Source organism: Asticcacaulis sp. (genome assembly GCF_051954415.1).
Lineage (GTDB): Bacteria > Pseudomonadota > Alphaproteobacteria > Caulobacterales > Caulobacteraceae > Asticcacaulis.
In genome coordinates, this window is record NZ_JBQCHT010000006.1 from 92,660 (window position 1) to 109,645 (window position 16,986).

At 61.8% G+C, this 16,986-nt stretch carries 14 protein-coding genes; 8 read left to right on the forward strand and 6 right to left on the reverse strand.

The window, feature by feature from the left end; genetic code table 11:
• Positions 1-272: 272 nt before the first annotated feature.
• Positions 273-1,451 (reverse strand): hypothetical protein, encoded by a 1,179-nt coding sequence (locus ACTHND_RS01745; protein ID WP_440175546.1) that lies wholly within the window; start codon positions 1,449-1,451, stop codon positions 273-275.
• A 126-nt stretch (positions 1,452-1,577) separates the two neighbouring features.
• Here ACTHND_RS01745 and ACTHND_RS01750 point away from each other — a divergent pair, with 126 nt between their 5' ends.
• The gene (locus ACTHND_RS01750; RefSeq protein WP_440175548.1) at positions 1,578-1,892 is read left to right on the forward strand and encodes a 4Fe-4S dicluster domain-containing protein; all 315 of its coding nucleotides are present in this window, start codon (positions 1,578-1,580) and stop codon (positions 1,890-1,892) included.
• Between the two features lie 88 nt (positions 1,893-1,980).
• Here ACTHND_RS01750 and ACTHND_RS01755 read toward each other — a convergent pair whose 3' ends face one another.
• Complete coding sequence (locus ACTHND_RS01755; protein WP_440175549.1) at positions 1,981-3,504, reverse strand: MDR family MFS transporter; 1,524 nt, start codon at positions 3,502-3,504, stop codon at positions 1,981-1,983.
• A 143-nt stretch (positions 3,505-3,647) separates the two neighbouring features.
• Here ACTHND_RS01755 and ACTHND_RS01760 point away from each other — a divergent pair, with 143 nt between their 5' ends.
• The 5 genes from ACTHND_RS01760 to dprA all read left to right on the forward strand — a co-directional run bounded on the left by ACTHND_RS01760 (position 3,648) and on the right by dprA (position 9,112).
• On the forward strand, positions 3,648-4,217 hold the full coding sequence (locus ACTHND_RS01760; RefSeq protein ID WP_440175551.1) for a hypothetical protein: 570 nt from the start codon (positions 3,648-3,650) through the stop codon (positions 4,215-4,217).
• A gap of 178 nt (positions 4,218-4,395) precedes the next feature.
• Positions 4,396-6,720, forward strand: a complete 2,325-nt coding sequence (locus ACTHND_RS01765; protein WP_440175553.1) for a glycoside hydrolase family 3 C-terminal domain-containing protein — start codon at positions 4,396-4,398, stop codon at positions 6,718-6,720.
• Positions 6,720-7,148: a GNAT family N-acetyltransferase gene (locus ACTHND_RS01770; RefSeq protein ID WP_440175554.1), complete on the forward strand. Its 429-nt coding sequence runs from the start codon at positions 6,720-6,722 to the stop codon at positions 7,146-7,148. The genes ACTHND_RS01765 and ACTHND_RS01770 overlap by 1 nt, the downstream gene beginning before the upstream one ends.
• Positions 7,145-7,924 (forward strand): GDSL-type esterase/lipase family protein, encoded by a 780-nt coding sequence (locus ACTHND_RS01775; protein ID WP_440175556.1) that lies wholly within the window; start codon positions 7,145-7,147, stop codon positions 7,922-7,924. Before ACTHND_RS01770 ends, ACTHND_RS01775 begins: the two co-directional genes overlap by 4 nt.
• A gap of 63 nt (positions 7,925-7,987) precedes the next feature.
• Positions 7,988-9,112, forward strand: coding sequence for a DNA-processing protein DprA (gene dprA / locus ACTHND_RS01780; RefSeq protein WP_440175557.1), 1,125 nt, complete (start codon positions 7,988-7,990; stop codon positions 9,110-9,112).
• Here the strand turns inward: dprA and ACTHND_RS01785 are convergent.
• Positions 9,097-9,327, reverse strand: a complete 231-nt coding sequence (locus ACTHND_RS01785) for a hypothetical protein (protein WP_440175558.1) — start codon at positions 9,325-9,327, stop codon at positions 9,097-9,099. The two genes, dprA and ACTHND_RS01785, sit on opposite strands and share 16 nt — an antisense overlap.
• A gap of 268 nt (positions 9,328-9,595) precedes the next feature.
• Between ACTHND_RS01785 and topA the strand changes: the two genes are divergently transcribed.
• Positions 9,596-12,226, forward strand: a complete 2,631-nt coding sequence (topA, locus tag ACTHND_RS01790; RefSeq protein WP_440175559.1) for a type I DNA topoisomerase — start codon at positions 9,596-9,598, stop codon at positions 12,224-12,226.
• Positions 12,227-12,263: 37 nt separating this feature from the next.
• Here topA and alkB read toward each other — a convergent pair whose 3' ends face one another.
• From alkB to ada, 3 genes are read right to left on the reverse strand one after another with little or no spacing between them, the layout of a single operon-like run.
• Positions 12,264-12,887 (reverse strand): DNA oxidative demethylase AlkB, encoded by a 624-nt coding sequence (gene alkB / locus ACTHND_RS01795; protein WP_440175560.1) that lies wholly within the window; start codon positions 12,885-12,887, stop codon positions 12,264-12,266.
• The gene (locus tag ACTHND_RS01800) at positions 12,874-13,587 is read right to left on the reverse strand and encodes a 2OG-Fe(II) oxygenase (RefSeq protein ID WP_440175561.1); all 714 of its coding nucleotides are present in this window, start codon (positions 13,585-13,587) and stop codon (positions 12,874-12,876) included. Before ACTHND_RS01800 ends, alkB begins: the two co-directional genes overlap by 14 nt.
• Positions 13,580-14,641, reverse strand: coding sequence for a bifunctional DNA-binding transcriptional regulator/O6-methylguanine-DNA methyltransferase Ada (gene ada, locus ACTHND_RS01805; protein WP_440175563.1), 1,062 nt, complete (start codon positions 14,639-14,641; stop codon positions 13,580-13,582). The genes ACTHND_RS01800 and ada overlap by 8 nt, the downstream gene beginning before the upstream one ends.
• A 235-nt stretch (positions 14,642-14,876) precedes the next feature.
• Here ada and ACTHND_RS01810 point away from each other — a divergent pair, with 235 nt between their 5' ends.
• Positions 14,877-16,985: a BamA/TamA family outer membrane protein gene (locus ACTHND_RS01810; RefSeq protein WP_440175564.1), complete on the forward strand. Its 2,109-nt coding sequence runs from the start codon at positions 14,877-14,879 to the stop codon at positions 16,983-16,985.
• The last annotated feature ends 1 nt before the right edge of the window (position 16,986 follow it).

Here is a 16,986-nt window from a genome sequence, read left to right on the forward strand (position 1 = left end):
CTTGCTGATTAAGCTTAGCAAATCCGGCATAAAAAAGCACGGTTGAATGTAAGGAGGGTGGCGGCGCCATGAGAGCCGTGTCGATGCGTTTAAATCCTCTCAGACCTGACTAGTCAGGTGGGAACTAGGTAACTAGGACCACGGTCCAGATCAGAGCCAGTCCCCGTTCTAAGTGATTAAGGTCAGAAGGAATAGTGATCGCCACGCGAGCCACAGCAAGACCCGCCAAGGCCTATATAGGCCGCCATCCCGGCGAACTCAAGAACCTTCGTTTAAAGCAGGGTCGCCGCCACGGGCAGGACGGGCGGCGTCGCGGCCTCGACATTCAAAAGGCTGTCCTCGAAATCGACGAGAATATCGGCAAATTCCTGTGGCGTCAGGCGCATATGGGCCATACGCGCCCCCATGCGATAATCCCAGAACGAACCGATATGGCTGAGAATGCCGATGCTTTCGCCCAGTTCGAAGAACATCTTCGGACCGGCCAGCAGGAATTTGCGGAAAGGCGCCGGGTCAGACCCTTGCGTCAGGGCCTGGTAGGCTTCGTCATAGACCTTCAGCGCCTTGCGGGTCGAAACGATGGCAGTGATGATCTTCTTTGCCAGACGCGGCCTGACCTCGGCCAGGTAGTCGCGCGTCGCGGCATCGATCGGCCCCATGGTGCGGTAGGTCTGCAAACCGTCGATCACCTGCTTGATATCGGCCTGGAGGTGCGTCTGGCGCCATTTGAAATAAAGGAATCCGCGCCATGAGAACATGCCTTCGGCGAAATCCCCGTCGCTCATACGGAAGGTCTGCTTGAGCGGATCGAGGTCACTATCGAGATTATTGGCCAGGATTTTCGAGGTCAGCTTTATCGCCGCGGCTTCCATGCCGGCACCAAAGGCCGTCATGACCAGGTGCTCGATTTCCGCGTTGGCGAACCCAACCATCTCATTGAGATCACTTGGCGAAATCTTCAGGTAACAGGGATCGGGCTGGAAACCGAAGCGCGCCAGATGCTCGCGCACCAGGAACGGATCGAGAGAGGGGATGACATCCAGATGCTGGAGTATCTGGAGGTCGGGATTGCTGGCCAGGTTTTCGTCGCTGAAATATGAGCGCGTAAAATTGACGAAGCCGGACTGATTGACAAAGATCGATCGGCCGCCCAGGCGCAGATCGCTGGCATCGAAGGGCAGGATGATCTTGGTGGCCGTGCGGCGCGGATGGGCGAACAGCTCGCGTTCGGCCGGCCGCAGGGTGTGCTTGACCAGCAGGGCCTTGTTCAGTTGCGAATTGCGGAAGAACGGACTGCCGGCATAGCCTTCCGTGCGGCCGCTGGTGGCGAATATCTGCGAGAGGTTGAGAACCCGGCTGGTTGACGCTGTCTCGCCGAGATTGGCCAGGTTGCGGACATCACGCGCGCCCTGGCTGCCTGATTTACTGTAAGATGCCGCCCCCGCGTGCATGAATGAACTTTCTGCTCAGAAATAGCTGGGGCTTTTTGCCGCCAGACTATAGGATACACTACTGGCCTTAAGCGTAGTCAAAAACAATTAAGGCTGTATAAATTTTCCATAAAGAGGCTGCGTAAAATGGCCGTATCCCCTTCAAATACGGACGGCGCCTGCATACAGGCGCCCGGCATTTTCGCACCCGTCATCGACCGGTCGCGCTGCGAAGGCAAGGCCGATTGCGTCGTTATCTGCCCCTATGACGTTTTCGAGCTGGATATCCTGCCCCCGGAAGATCGCAAGAGCCTGGGTACTCTGGCGAAGATCAAGGGCTTTATCCACGGCTGGAAGCAATCCTTCGCGGTCAATGCCGATGCCTGCCGGGCGTGCGGCCTTTGCGTTGCCGCCTGTCCGGAAAAAGCGATTACGCTCACGCGTGTTGCCAACGGCGATTAATAGCCATTGGCAAGGGCGACCGCCCGCCCGAGCTTACGCGAGGAGCCATGCGGCGCTTGAACTGAAAAGACTCTAAGACCTCAAGGTCTTAGGAAAAATCCGCATCGCTGAGCGTTTCGCCGGTTGCCTCTTCCGCGGCCTTGGCGACCGGCATTTCGTGCGAGCGCAGCCGGCGTTCCTGCATCGACCACAGCGCCAGAAAGGCCAGTCCCATCGATACCGCCGCACCCGCAAATATGGGCTTGTAGATGCGTGCCGGATCGCTGACACGGCTCAACGTATCCGCCGACAGCGCCCCATGGAAGCTGCCGCCGAGCAGGGCATAAAGCTCACCGAACAGGATCGCGCCGAAAACCGCCACCAGCAGCGCGCCGCCCAGGGACCGGAAGAAGTTCATCACACCAGTGGCCGTGCCCATCTCGTGGCGTTCAACGGCGTTCTGCACCACCACGGTCGCCACCGGGAAGGTCGAGCCCACCGCCGCATTGGCGAAGAACAGGCCACCGATATAGGCCCAGAGGGTCAGCCGGTCCCCGATCACGGCCATGCCCGCATAGATCACCGCGCCCGCGAACAGGCCGATCATCGGTATGAGCTTGTAGCCGGTGCCCTTGCCGCGCGCCATCATCTGGCCCGACAGGATAGACCCGCCGACCACGCCAAGCGCCAGGGGCGTCATCACCAGACCGGCCTGGGTGGCTCCCATATGGTAGATCAGTTGCACATAGAGCGGGTTATAGGCGCTTACCGACATCAGCGCGCCCATGCTCAGGGTGGAGACCAGTATGGCGCGCACAATGACGCCATCCTTGAGTATGCCGGTCGGGATCAGGGGTTCGGCGGCGGTACGTAAACGCAGTGCAAACAAAACCCAGAAGACCGCAGATACGACATAGACCGCCCAGAGCGGCAGCCCCATCACCGCCGCACCGCGCGTATTGATGGCCAGCAAAAGGACGATGGCCGCCACCGCCATCAGGAGCGCGCCAAGCCAGTCGATGCGATGCGGGCGTTCATAGCGCGGCAGTTTCATCAACCCGCGCGAGACGATCCACAGCGCCACGGCGCCGACCGGCAGGTTGACCCAGAAAATCGACTGCCAGCCCAGGTGTTCGGACAGCACGCCGCCGAGGATCGGGCCGCCCAGGCTGGAAGCGGTGAAAACCGCGGCGAAAACGCCCTGAATGCGGCCGCGCTCCTTCGCTGTGACGATATCGGAAATCACGGTCTGGACCAGCGACATCAGCCCGCCGCCGCCCAGGCCCTGCACCGCCCGCGCCGCGATGAGCACATACATGTTGGGCGACAAGCTGCACAACAAAGAGCCGAACAGGAAGATTCCGATGGCCATCAGCAGGGTCGTGCGCCGGCCGTTGATGTCGGCCAGCTTGCCATAGAGCGGCGTCACCACCGTCGATGACAACAGGTAGGCCGTAACCATCCACGGCAGATGCTGCACATCGCCCAGTTCGCGCCCGATGGTCGGCAGGGCGGTCGAAACAATGGTCTGGTCAAGCGCCGCCAGCAACAGCACCGCCATCAGGCCGATGATGATGCGCTGGACGTCCTTCGGGTCCATGGCCGGGGCCGCTGCAGCTATTGTCTGGTTCATCCGGTCATCCCTGTTATTTCGGTTTACAGACTGTATTATTTTTTCAGCACGCGCAAGCCCCGGATAGAGCCTTGACGTGACGGCGCCTTTTCATCAGACATAGAGGTACAAAAAAACAATATATAACCGTTGGGAGCCGCCTGATGAAACGCCCGATCACTGCAATCACCGCCGTCCTTATAGCTGCCGCCCTCCCCTTAACCGCAATCGCCGCGCCCGATATCGCCGGCCGCATGGTCAACCATCCCGCAGCCGACCAGTGGGGGCTTTTCGGCACCGGCGAAAAGCACGAACTGGTCAAGGATACGACCGTGCGCGGCGGCGCGGCCCTGCAGGTTACCTCGGCCGGCAAGGGCGCCAATCCGTGGGATATCCAGGCCGGCATATCCAATTCAAAATCGGTCAAAAAAGGCGATGTCGTTTTGCTGGCCTTCTGGGGTCGGGCCGTCACGCCGGCCAGCGCGGCTGTTCCCGCGGTAGTGCAGCAATCCGCTGCCCCCTATACCCGTATCGGCGAGCAAAACCTGACCCTGACGCCCGACTGGCGGCTGCATTACGTCACCGCCATCGCCGACCAGGACTACCCCGCCGGCACGCTGGGCGTCAGCGTGCAACTGGCGACCGGCGCCCAGACCGTGGCGCTCGGCCCGGTCTTCCTGCTCGATTTCGGCCCCGGTTACGATCCGAAATTCCTGCCGCGCAACATTCCGTAAAAAGAGCGTTGTTACTGCAAACGTTATCAGCCCACTTCCTTTTGCTGAGCCTGTTTTTTCGCTTTTGACGCAGCGGATTTCGTCTATAAACATCCCAAGCCAGTCCGACTGTTCCAGTCGCAATAAATATGCGGTGCCGCCAAAGGTGCCCTGCGTTTAACATCTTGGGAGATACCTCATGACCTCATTCCGCCCGGCCGCCTTCGGCCCGCGACTTCTGGCGACCACAGCCCTTATTGGCGCCTTCGCCCTCGTCCCCGCCGCTCAGGCGCAAACCACCAACGCCCCGCCGCCCGCCCCGACCGTCCGCACCGATGTGCCGGCCGATCGCCCCTGGATGGACACCAGCCTGAGCGCGGAAGCCCGCGCCGACCTGATCCTCAAGGAAATGACCCTGGCGGAAAAGCTGCAACTGACCTTCGGTTACTTCTCGACCGATGCCAAATGGTCGATTACCCCGATCAAGAACTTCGTCTTCCCGGCCGAGGGTCTGCCCTACTCCGCCGGCTTCGTGCCCGGCATTCCGCGCCTCGGCATCCCCAACCAGTGGGAAACCGACGCCGGCGTCGGTGTCGCCACCCAGACCGTGCCTGAAGCCGCCCGCACCGCTGACCTGCCGCGCGGCCGTACCGCCCTGCCTTCCGGCATCAATACCGCCGCCACCTGGAACCCGGAAGTCGCCGAAGCCGGCGGCGCCATGATCGGTAATGAAGCCTTCCTGTCCGGCTTCAATGTTCAACTCGCCGGCGGCATGAACCTGATGCGTGAGCCGCGCAACGGCCGTAATTTTGAATATGGCGGCGAAGATCCGCTGCTGGCCGGCATCATCACCGGTCACGAGATCAAGGGTATCCAGTCGAACCACGTCATCTCGACCCTGAAGCACTATGCCTTCAACGGCCAGGAGACCAACCGCAACCAGATGGATCACCAGATCGAGGACAAGGCGGCGCGCGAATCGGACCTGCTCGGCTTCCAGATCGCCTATGAGACCGGCAATCCCGGCTCGGTCATGTGTTCCTATAACCGCGTCAACGGTCACTATGCCTGCGAAAACGACTGGTTGCTCAACCAGGTTCTGAAGACCGACTGGGGCTTCAAGGGCTATGTCATGTCGGACTGGGGCGCCACGCACTCCACCACCCAGGCGGCCAATGCCGGCCTTGACCAGCAATCCGGCTGGGCCTTCGACCGCTCGCCCTATTTCCACGGCGCCCTGCGTGAAGCCGTCAACAACGGCTATGTGTCGCAGGATCGCGCCAATGACATGGCCAAACGCATCCTGTGGGCCATGTTCGAGGTCGGCCTGTTCGATACGCCGGTCAAGGGCGACCAGGCCGCGACCATCGACTATGAGAAGAACGGCAAGATCAGTCAGACCGATTCCGAGGAAGGCATGGTGCTGCTTAAGAATACGCCTGGCCTGCTGCCGCTCAGCAAGACGGCCAAGTCGATCCTGATCGTCGGCGCCCATGCCGATGTCGGCGTGTTGTCGGGCGGCGGCTCCTCTCAGGTCTATCCGAAGGGCGGCTCGCCGGTGGCGGATGAATACGGCAAGGGCTTCCCCGGTCCGAAAACCTGGTATCCGTCCTCACCGATGAAGGGCATCCAGGCGCGCACCTCCGCCACCGTCACCTATCTCGACGGCAAGGACGTAAAAGCCGCTGCCGCCGCCGCGAAAAAGGCCGATGTCGTTGTTGTCTTCGGCGAACAGTGGACCGGCGAAGGCTTTGACGTGCCCGATCTGAACCTGCCGAATGGCCAGGACGCCCTGATTTCAGCCGTCGCCAAAGCCAATAAGAAAACCGTGGTGGTGCTGGAAACCGGCGGCCCGGTCGTTATGCCGTGGCTCAGCAAGGTCGGCGCCGTCATCGAAGCCTGGTATCCCGGCTCAAACGGCGGCGAGGCCATCGCCCGCGTCCTGACCGGCGAGGTCAATCCGTCCGGCCACCTGCCAGCCACCTTCCCGGCCTCGCTCGACCAGTTGCCGCGTCCGGTGCTGGAAGGCGATCCCAAGCTTGATTCCGACTCGCACCCGATGAGCAATTACAACATCGAAGGCGCAGCTATCGGCTACAAGTGGTTTGACAAGAAGGGTTATAAGCCGCTCTTCCCGTTCGGCCACGGCCTCTCCTACACCACCTTCGCCCTGTCCGACCTGACCGCCGCGCCTGAAGGCAAGGGCCTCAAGGCCAGCTTCTCGGTGAAGAACACCGGCGCCGTCAGCGGCAAGGAAGTGGCGCAGATCTACGTGTCCGGCAGTGGCTGGGAAGCGCCGAAGCGCCTCGGCGCCTTCCAGAAGGTCGAGGTCGCCCCCGGCCAGAGCCAGTCGGTTTCGGTCACGGTCGATCCGCGCCTGCTGGCCACCTATGACTCCGCCAGCAAGACCTGGAATATCGCCGCGGGCGATTACAAGGTGATGCTGGCAACCTCGGCGGCCGATATCGTCCAGACCGTCACCGTGCATCTCGATGCGCAAACCCTGGACGTCAGAGGCAAGTAATGGGCCTGCGTTTCGAGGTGACGATGGACACGGCAAAGATCGATTTCGACGCCGTCTATCGTTTCCTCAACGCAGAATCCAATTGGGCTGAGGGCATTCCGCGCGACCTGTTTGACAGGGCGATGCGGAATGCCCTTTGCTTTGCCGGCCATCTGGCGGGCGAGCAGATCGCCTTCGCACGGGTGATCACGGACCGCGCCACCTTCGCCAATCTCGTCGATGTGTTTGTCGTGCCGGAATATCGCGGCAATGGCTATGCCACCCGCCTGCTCGAACAGGTATTTGCCCATCCGGACCTGCAAGGGTTGCGGCGCTTTACCCTGGCCACCAGCGACAAGCATGGCCTCTATGAAAAGTTCGGCTTTCATGCGCCTATGCGGCCGGATACCCTGATGGAACGCTACGATCCGGACATCTATAAGAAATGAGACTTTTGTTGTGCCTCGCCGCACTGGTGTGCGCTTCTCCGGCTTTGGCCGAAGACTACCAAAGATCTCCGCCGCGCCAGCCGGCGGTGGAAAAGGACTGGGGGCCGTGGCTTGGGCCCTACCGCGCCGGCATCGTCGCTAAAATGGGCGAGGACTTCGGCGAACAATATATCTATGCCGCGCAAAATGCCGCCTTATCCCCGCCCGCCGCTAGCGAACAACGTGTTGTTTTTCTGGGCGATTCCATCACCGACCGCTGGAACCTGGCGAAGTTCTTCCCCGGCAAACCGTATGTTAATCGCGGAATCGGCGGACAGGTCAGTCCGCAGATGCTGGTGCGTTTCCATGCCGATGTCGTGGCGCTGAAACCGAAGGCCGTGGTGATCTTGGCCGGAATCAACGATATCCAGGGTGCGCTTCAGGTCGAGACGGAGGCCCAGATCGCCGCCAACTACACCGCCATGGCCGAGATCGCCGAGGCCAACGGCATCAAACCGATCTTCACGCTGCTGATGCCGGTCAACAACTATACGCCCAATGCGGTGACCATGTTGCAAGACCGCAAGCCGGAGCGCGTGGCCTGGCTCAATGTCTGGCTGTCGGGCTTTTGCCAGACCCACGGCTATGGCCTGATCGATTACGGTCCGATCCTGCGCGATGACAAGGGGCTATTGAAAGCCGAATATACCTCGGACGGCATCCACCCGAATGACGAAGCCTATGCCATCATGGCGCCTGTCGCCGAACAGGCAATCGAAGCGGCGCTGAAAAAATAGTCCCCGCCTTGAGCCACCCTGAAAAGCCTGTTAGCGTCGCGCGATTATTGGGGGAGCACAACCATGGGATTTGACCGTATCGCGGCGGCCGCCGATGAACCCGAGCGCATCGCCCGCCTGCGTCTGGCGCGCACCCAGCGCATCGGGCCGGTCAATTTCGCCCAGTTGATGCAGCGTTTCGGCACAGCCATCAGGGCACTGGAAGAGCTGCCGCATGTGGTCAGGCGCACCGGCGGATCGCTGACGCCCTACCCTGTTGCCAAACTCGACGAAGAACTGGCCCGCGCCGAAGCCGCCGGCGCCCGGCTGATCGTGCTGGGCGATGCGGATTATCCCGCCCTTCTGAAACAGATCGATGCCGCCCCGCCGGTTTTATGGACATTGGGGCCGCTCAAACCGCGCAAGAAGGCCATCGGCATTGTCGGGGCGCGCAATGCCTCCGCCGCTGGCCAGAAGATCGCGCAAGCTCTTGCCCATGACCTTGGTGATGCCGGTTTTCATGTGGTTTCCGGACTGGCGCGCGGCGTCGATACCCGCGCCCACGAGATGTCAGTGAAAACCGGCACGATCGCCGTCCTGGGCGGCGGCGTGGACGATATCTATCCGCCGGACAATCGCGGCCTGTACGAGCAGATCCGCGCCCACGGCCTGCTCATATCTGAAAGCCCGGTCGGCCACCGCGCCACGGCTTCGGATTTCCCCCGCCGCAACCGCATCATTTCCGGCCTGTCGCTCGGCACCATCGTGGTCGAAGCCGAACTGCGCTCCGGCTCCCTGATCACCGCCCGTCTCGCCGCCGAACAGAACCGCGAGGTCTTTGCCGTCCCTGGTTCACCGCTTGATCCGCGCTGTCGCGGCACCAACGACCTGCTGAGACAGGGCGCCAACCTGTGCGAAGGCGCCGAGGACATCATCCGCGTCCTGGAAGCCCAGATGGGCTTCAATGCCCCCGAAGCCAGTGCTCCCGCCTCCGCCTTGCCGGAAATCACCTTCCAGCCGCAAAATGAGGATGATATCGCCCGTGTCAGCCGCAGCCTGCTCGATCTGGTCAGCGAAACGCCGGTCCACCGCGACGACCTGCTGCGGCTATGCGGCGCGCAGACCTGGATCGGCCTGGCCGCGCTCAGCGAACTGGAGATGGCCGGGCGCTTCTCGGTCAGCGAAGGCGGCTTTTACAGCCGCTCCTGACCGCGCTCATCCTCCCGCCCGTTCGAGGCATTTCCCTCATTTGGCGAGTCGGTTCCGGTCTCGTGGGCCGTCAGCAGCGCCCGTCGGAGATCATGCCCCAGCGCGACGCAACCGGCACGTTCGGCCATCTGCGCCAGTTCCTGGGCGATTTCATTGATATATTCCAGCACATCGCTTTGTTGATGGACCAGGCTATTATCTAAGGTCGTGGACATGTAAATACTCCCCGCGATTACATGGTTAACATGTATCACTGATTGCATTTAAAAAACTATCAATTTTAGATTGCGTTCTGAAATATTTTATTAGCGTTGACAGAAAACAATTCGCTCAGCATGTATGCCGCCTGTTCCTTGAGCATCCGGCCGGCCGCGACACTTGATTAATCCGTGCGGCGCATGATCTAAGGGCTGCGTTTGTCGTCCCCATTCCTTTGTCCGCAAGCCCGTTCGCGGACACGATTTTCGCCTGACAAGAGATTTTATGACCGTTGTTATCGTAGAAAGCCCGGCCAAGGCCAAGACCATCAACAAGTATCTTGGCAAGGGTTTCACCGTTCTGGCCAGCTTCGGCCACATCCGCGACCTGCCTTCCAAGGATGGATCGGTCAAGCCGGACGATGACTTCGCCATGACCTGGGAGGTCGATCCGAAGTCCTCGAAACGACTCAACGACATCGCGGATGCCATAAAAACATCCGATCGCGTCATCCTGGCCACCGACCCGGATCGGGAAGGGGAAGCGATCTCGTGGCACGTGCTGGAAGTGCTCAACAAGAAAAAGGGGCTGATGAAGGACAAGCAGGTCCAGCGCGTTACCTTCAATGCCATCACCCAATCCGCCGTCCAGACCGCCATGGCGGCGCCGCGTGATATCGACATGGAACTGGTCGATGCCTATCTCGCCCGCCGCGCGCTCGATTACCTCGTCGGCTTCACCCTGTCGCCGGTTCTGTGGCGCAAACTGCCCGGCGCCCGTTCGGCCGGCCGCGTGCAGTCCGTGGCGCTGAAGATCGTCGTTGACCGCGAAATCGAGATCGAAAAGTTCAAGACCGAGGAATACTGGACGGTCGATGCAGAAGTCTCGGCCAATTCGCCGCCCTTCGATGCCAAGCTGTTCACCTATAATGGCAAGCGCCTCGGCAAGTTCGACCTGCCGAATGAAACGGCGGCCTTTGCCGCCCGCGACCTGGTGAAGCGCTCGCAGTTCACCGTTACCGAGGTCGACCAAAAGCCGGGCAAGAAGTCGCCACCGCCGCCCTTCACCACCTCGACCCTGCAACAGGAAGCCGCGCGCAAGCTTGGTTTCTCGGCCTCGCGCACCATGCAGACGGCGCAAAAGCTCTATGAGGGCGTCGATATCGGCGGTGAGACCGTCGGTCTGATCACCTATATGCGGACCGACGGCGTCTATGTCGAACCCGGCGCCATCAACGAGATGCGCAAGGTGATCGGCGAGCGTTACGGCGCGCCTTATGTGCCGGAAAGCCCGCGCCTCTATAAGGCCAAGGCCAAGAACGCCCAGGAAGCCCATGAAGCCATCCGCCCCACCTCTGCCTTCCGTCGCCCGGAAACCCTGCGTCTCGAAGGCGACCAGGCGCGTCTCTACGAGCTGATCTGGAAGCGCACCCTGGCCTCGCAGATGGAACAGGCGCGCGTCGAGAACACCACGATCAACCTCTTCACCGCCGACAAGCAGACATCCCTGCGCGCCACCGGTCAGGTCGTGACCTTCGATGGCTTCATGGCCGTCTATGAAGAAGGCAAGGATGATGATGGTGACGAGGACGGCGGCCGTCTGCCGATGGTCCAGGCCGGCACGATCGCCGATGTGCATACATCGAAGGCCGACCAGCACTTCACCGAGCCGCCCCCGCGCTATTCGGAAGCCACCCTGGTCAAGAAGCTGGAAGAACTCGGCATCGGCCGCCCGTCGACCTATGCCTCCATCCTGACCGTGCTGCGCGACCGCGCCTATGTCCGCATGGACAAGAACCGCTTCATCCCGGAAGACAAGGGCCGCCTGGTGACTGCCTTCCTCGACCAGTTCTTCCATCGCTATGTGCAGTACGATTTCACGGCCGATCTGGAAGAAAAGCTCGATCTCGTTTCCGCCGGCGAACTGAACTACAAAAAGCTGCTGGCCGATTTCTGGAAGGATTTCCACGCTGCCGCCGAAGGCATGACCGAACTGCGCACCACGCAGGTTCTGGACGCGCTCAATGAGAGCCTCGGACCGCTCATCTTCCCCGACAAGGGCGACGGAACAAACCCGCGCGCCTGCCCGGTCTGCGGCAATGGCCAGCTCAGCCTGAAAACCTCGCGCTTCGGCGCCTTTATCGGCTGTTCCAACTATCCGGAATGCAAATTCACCCGTCCAGTCGGTTCGCCCGATGCCGAAGGTGCGGAAAACGGCGCTTCCGGTGACCGCGAATTGGGCGTTGACCCCGAGACCGGTAAGACGGTGGCACTCAAGATCGGCCGTTTCGGTCCCTATGTGCAACTGGGCGAAGCGGAATCGAAAGAGGACAAGCCGCCGCGCTCCAGCCTGCCGAAAGCCTGGCCGGCGGCGTCGATCGATCTCGAACGGGCGCTGAAACTGTTATCCCTGCCGCGCACTGTCGGCATCCACCCGGAAGACAAGACACCGATCAAGGCGGGCCTCGGCCGCTTCGGTCCCTTCGTGGAAACCGGCGGCACCTATGCCAACCTGTCCAGCTTCGATGAAATCTTCGAGGTCGGCCTCAATCGCGCCGTTGACCTGATCGCCGAAAAGCGTGCCGGCGGCGGTGGCAAGGGCCGCGGCGCGGCGGCAGCACCGCTTAAAGAACTGGGCACCTTCGGAGAGGGCGGCGACAAGATCTCGGTCATGGCCGGTCGCTATGGCCCCTACATCAAATGCGGCAAGGTCAATGCCACCCTGCCCAAGGATGTGACGCCGGAGACCGTGACTTTGGAACAGGCGATTGAGCTGATCAACGCCAAGGGCGGCCCCACCGCCAGGGCCAAAAAAGCGCCCGCGAAAAAAGCCGCGGCCAAGAAACCAGCGACCAAGGCCGCAGCAGCGAAAAAGCCGGCTGTCAAAAAAGCGGCTGCGAAAAAGAAGACGCCATAGAATCTCCTCCCTATCGCTTGCGATGGGGAGGAGATTTTTACAGCGCCTTCCGAAACGTCAGATTGTAACGATGCCCGCCAATGGGGTGATGGCCGGCCCGCAGGGTCAGCACCCCGTGGAAGTTCTTGCGGGCTGGACCGCCCCACACCACGACATCGCCATGATGCAGCGTAATCCGCTCCACCGGATCGCTGCGTTTCAATCCACCGAACTGGAAAGTTGCCGGCAGGCCCAGCGACACCGAAACAATCGGCGCCGAATAGTCACCCTCGTTGATATCCTGGTGCAATCCCATTTTCGCGCCGGGCGCATAGCGGTTGATCAGGCAGCCATCCGGCGTGAAATCGAAGCCGGCCTGTCTCGCCGCTCGCCGGGCCAGATCGATGAATATCGGCGGCATATCCGGCCAAGGCTGGCCCGTCATAGGGTCCAGACGATCATAACGATAGCCCCTGGTATCGGCTACCCAGCCGATGCCGGCATTGGTCATGGCCACCGACATGCGGCCGCCGCCGGGCACGGTCATATGGCGAAACGGCGCAACCGCCGCTACAGCCTCAATCGCAGCTACCAGGGCCATATCATCGGCCAGGGCAAAACCGCGCAGGATCGCCACGCCTTCGCGCGTAAATGACTCTCCGAACAGATCAGGCTGCGTCATGGAAGATGATGCCGAGCGTATGCCGCCGCCCGGAACGGACCCGCGACACGCCATGCCGCATGGTGACGCGGTAATTGCCGCGCGTCCCGGAAACCGGCCGTTGCGACACGGCGAAGATCACCGCATCGCCCTGTTGTAACGGCACCACCGACGGCACAGATTGCATCCGCGGGCGCTGCTCGGTCAGGACAAATTCACCGCCGGTGAAATCCTCCTCCGGCCGCGACAACAGGATGGCCACCTGTAACGGGAAGACATGCTCGCCATAGATATCCTGATGCAGGCAGTTGTAATCATCCGCGCCATATTGCAGCAGGAGCGGCGTCGGGCGTGTTTGCCCAGCGGTATGACAGCGCGCCAGGAAATCTTCATGCGCGGCAGGAAATCGCCCCTCCAACCCCATGCGTTCCTGCCAGCGGTTGGCGATCTGCACGAGTTGCGGATAAAGCCGCGCACGCAGGTCCGCCACGGTGTCCGGAAGCGGATAGGCGAAATACTTGTACTCACCGCGCCCGAAACCGTGGCGGGCCATGTGGACCTGGCTGCGAAAGACCGGCTGATCGTAAAGCCCCGCCAGCGCCTGGCAAGCTTGCGGCGCGATCATCCCCGGCAGGACCGCGAAACCACGGTCATCGAGGTCACACCCGATGGTCTGCCATTCGTCGAATATCTGATCCGAGAAAAGATCGGCTTCAAACATTTTGGCCCTCCTTCAGCAAAAGCGCGCGCTTGCGGTCCACGCCCCAGCGATAGCCGGACAGCGCGCCATCGGTCCGCACCACGCGGTGGCAGGGAATGGCAATGGCCAGGGCATTGGCGGCGCAGGCGCCGGCCACGGCCCTGACGGCCGCCGGAGATCCGATCATCTCCGCCACCTCGGCATAGGAACGGGTTTCGCCGGCGGGGATGGCGCGCAGGGCCTGCCAGACCCGCTGCTGGAAGGCGGTGCCGCGAATATCCAGCGGCAGGTCCAACATTTGCCCCTGATCGACCAGCGCGATCACCTGCGCCACGGTCTGCTCGAAAGCGGCGTCCGCGCCGATCAGATTGGCCTTCGGAAAGCGATCCTGAAGATCGCGCGCCAGCGCCCCGGCATCATCGCCGAGCGTAATCGCGCAGATGCCCTTGTCCGACTGCGCCACCAGAATGGCGCCCAGCGAACACTGTCCGACAGCAAAGCGGATATCGCCCACCCCGCCTGTCTGGAAGGCTTTCGGCGTCATGCCGAGGATCGCATCTGAGCGTTCGTAAAACCGGCTTGAGGAGCCATAACCCGCCTCATAAAGCGCGGCCGTCACCGCCTCTCCGGCGGTCAAGCCTTCGCGCACCTTTTTTGCCCTGTGCGCATCGGCATAGGCTTTCGGCGTCAGGCCGGTGACCGCCTTGAAGCGACGGTGAAAATGGTGCGGGCTCAGCCCCGCCCGCGCCGCCATGTCATCCAGCGAAGGCGCATCTTCCGCCCCTTCGATGAAGCGGCAGATATCGGCTATCATCTCCGCCTGCCGTGCCCTCGCACTGTCACCACGCGGTTGGCAACGCTTGCAGGGGCGAAAACCAGCCGCCTCAGCATCATCGCAGGTAGGGTAAAAGCCGACATTTTCCGGCCTGGGCAAACGCGAGGCACACTCCGGCCGGCAATAGACGCCGGTGGACTTGACACTGTAGAAAAAAGCACCGGCCTCGCGGCGCCTGAGGCTTTCCCAGCGCGGATCGAGTTCGATGACGGCAGCGGTGTCAGGCATGATGTCGAGCATAGCATTTTCCTTCCCAAAAGGCGTGTGAATTCCTGTTTAGATGAAGGCGCCGACCGGAAAACTCCGGCCCTTGCGGTGTAATTCGCACAGCCGGGGCAAAATGCGAATCGTCACTCACTTTCCACATCGATTTTTTGTGCAAATTTAACGCACCAGACGTAAAGATCGCGCGCGGCATTCCCTTGCCGCATATTCCGAGGGCCCGATTATTCCTACCCCCAAGACCCGTTTTGCGTTGACCGCCACCCCAGTCATGCTGGGTCTGGGGCTTTTAGCGACGGCTGTTCAGGCCCAGGAAACGGCCCAGGAAGCGACGGCGGTCGAAGTGCCGGCGATTAAGCCGGCTCAGGAAGAAGCGCCGCCCCTGCCCGACACACCGCAGGATGCGCCGATCATCACGGATGAAGATTTCAACGCCGCCCTGCCCCCGATTGAGGCAACGGTCGCCCCATCAGCGGAACCCACACCAGAACCCACGCCAGTGGAAACGACGCCTGACGCCCTGCCCGAAGTGACCGCCACGGACGATCCCGAACTGGATGCCCCCCTGCCGGCACTGGAAGGCTATGATGTCCAGCCCAATCAGATGGCCGCCGCCGAAGAAGCCCTGCCGGAAATCCGCTATGTCACCGTGGTGGACGGCCTGCACGACATCCACCTGAATGACGAGTTCAAGCCGCTCTCCGCCCTGATGAATGGCAAGGGCAAGGCGGCCAATGTCGCCCAGGTGCGTGCCCGCGCCACCGAAGACGAGGCCCTGATCCTGCGCCTGCTCAAATCCCAGGGCTATTACGACGGCACTGTCACCACAAGCCTTGCCCAGCCGAGCGAGGCCGGCGATGCGGTCCAGGCCCATATCGTCGTCACGCCCGGCCCGGCCTATCATTTCGGGCTGGTCATGGCCGATTCCCAGCCGACCCTGCCGCCCGACCTGATCCGCAATGCCCTGCCGCTTCAGCCCGGCGAGCAAATCATCGCCACACATGTGCTGGCCGCCGAGGCCAATGTCAGCGTGGTGATGCAGCAGTCGGGCTATCCGTTCGTCAAGATTGGCGACCGCGATATCCTGCTCGATGGCTCCAAACTGACCGGCGACTATACGCTGAAAGTCGACACCGGCCACCGCTCGCGCTTCGGCGGCTTCAAATCCGATGGCAAGGAAGCCTTTGGCGCCGATCATGTCGCCGTCCTCACCCGGTTCAGCAAGGGCGACCTCTACGACAACCGCAAGGTCGATGACCTGCGCGAGGCCCTGGTCTCGACCGGCCTGTTCCGTTCCGTGGCGGTCGAGCCCGTGGCCACCGGCACCTTCGCCGATGACGGTTCGGAATATGTCGACCTCCTCGTCCACCAACAGCGCGGCCCCTATCGGACCATCGCCGGCGAATTCGGCTACAATACCGGCGAAGGCGTCACCGCAACCGCCTCCTGGCAGAATCGCAACAAGTTCCCGCCCGAAGGCGCCCTGATCTTCACCGCCGCGGCCGGCACCCAGGAACAGGGCCTGACCACCACCTTCCGTCGCTCCAACGCCAAAAAGCGTGACCGCACCTTCCAGCTCTCCTCGGCCCTGACGCACAATATTTACGACAGCTACGAAGCCTACACCTTCAATGTGGCCGGCTCAGTGGCGCGCGTCTCGACGCCGCTGTGGCAGAAGGTCTGGACGTGGTCATACGGCTTTGACCTGGCCGCCTCACGCGAAGCCACCGACGGGGTGGTCAATTTCAGCGATGCCGCCGACAACTACTATATCGCCGCCCTGCCGACAAAGATCAGCTACGACCGCTCTGACAGCCTGCTCAATCCGGCCACCGGCTATCGCCTGAGCGCCGAGGTGACGCCGCTGATTTCGCTCTCCGGCGGTGGCTCCAGTGTCCGCACCGTATTTGACGCCAGCTATTACTATCCAATGGGCGCCAAGGCCGTTATCGCCGCACGCAGCCGCCTGGGCGTCATCTATGGCGGCGAACTGGACAAGATACCGCCGTCACGCCGCCTCTATGCCGGGGGTGGCGGTTCCGTGCGCGGCTATGCCTATCAGCAACTCGGCCCGCACGACGCCACAGGTGCGGCGACCGGCGGCCTGAGCCTTTTCGAGGCCTCGGTGGAATATCGCTACCGCATGGGCGATATCGGCATCGTGCCCTTTATCGATATCGGCCAGTCCTATGCCTCGACCACGCCGTCCTTCTCGGACCTGCGCGTCGGCTTTGGCATAGGCGCGCGGCTCTATACCAATTTTGGCCCGATCCGCATCGATGTCGCCACGCCCATCAACCGTGACAAAGCCAACGGCGAGCCGCAGATCGCGCTCTATGTCGGCATAGGTCAGGCGTTCTGAC

Coding starts and splice junctions, on each gene's coding strand:
- ACTHND_RS01745 (WP_440175546.1), bottom strand. CDS start 1,451: ATGCACGCGGGGGCGGCATCTTACAGTAAATCAGGCAGCCAGGGCGCG.
- ACTHND_RS01750 (WP_440175548.1), top strand. CDS start 1,578: ATGGCCGTATCCCCTTCAAATACGGACGGCGCCTGCATACAGGCGCCC.
- ACTHND_RS01755 (WP_440175549.1), bottom strand. CDS start 3,504: ATGAACCAGACAATAGCTGCAGCGGCCCCGGCCATGGACCCGAAGGAC.
- ACTHND_RS01760 (WP_440175551.1), top strand. CDS start 3,648: ATGAAACGCCCGATCACTGCAATCACCGCCGTCCTTATAGCTGCCGCC.
- ACTHND_RS01765 (WP_440175553.1), top strand. CDS start 4,396: ATGACCTCATTCCGCCCGGCCGCCTTCGGCCCGCGACTTCTGGCGACC.
- ACTHND_RS01770 (WP_440175554.1), top strand. CDS start 6,720: ATGGGCCTGCGTTTCGAGGTGACGATGGACACGGCAAAGATCGATTTC.
- ACTHND_RS01775 (WP_440175556.1), top strand. CDS start 7,145: ATGAGACTTTTGTTGTGCCTCGCCGCACTGGTGTGCGCTTCTCCGGCT.
- dprA (WP_440175557.1), top strand. CDS start 7,988: ATGGGATTTGACCGTATCGCGGCGGCCGCCGATGAACCCGAGCGCATC.
- ACTHND_RS01785 (WP_440175558.1), bottom strand. CDS start 9,327: ATGTCCACGACCTTAGATAATAGCCTGGTCCATCAACAAAGCGATGTG.
- topA (WP_440175559.1), top strand. CDS start 9,596: ATGACCGTTGTTATCGTAGAAAGCCCGGCCAAGGCCAAGACCATCAAC.
- alkB (WP_440175560.1), bottom strand. CDS start 12,887: ATGACGCAGCCTGATCTGTTCGGAGAGTCATTTACGCGCGAAGGCGTG.
- ACTHND_RS01800 (WP_440175561.1), bottom strand. CDS start 13,587: ATGTTTGAAGCCGATCTTTTCTCGGATCAGATATTCGACGAATGGCAG.
- ada (WP_440175563.1), bottom strand. CDS start 14,641: ATGCTCGACATCATGCCTGACACCGCTGCCGTCATCGAACTCGATCCG.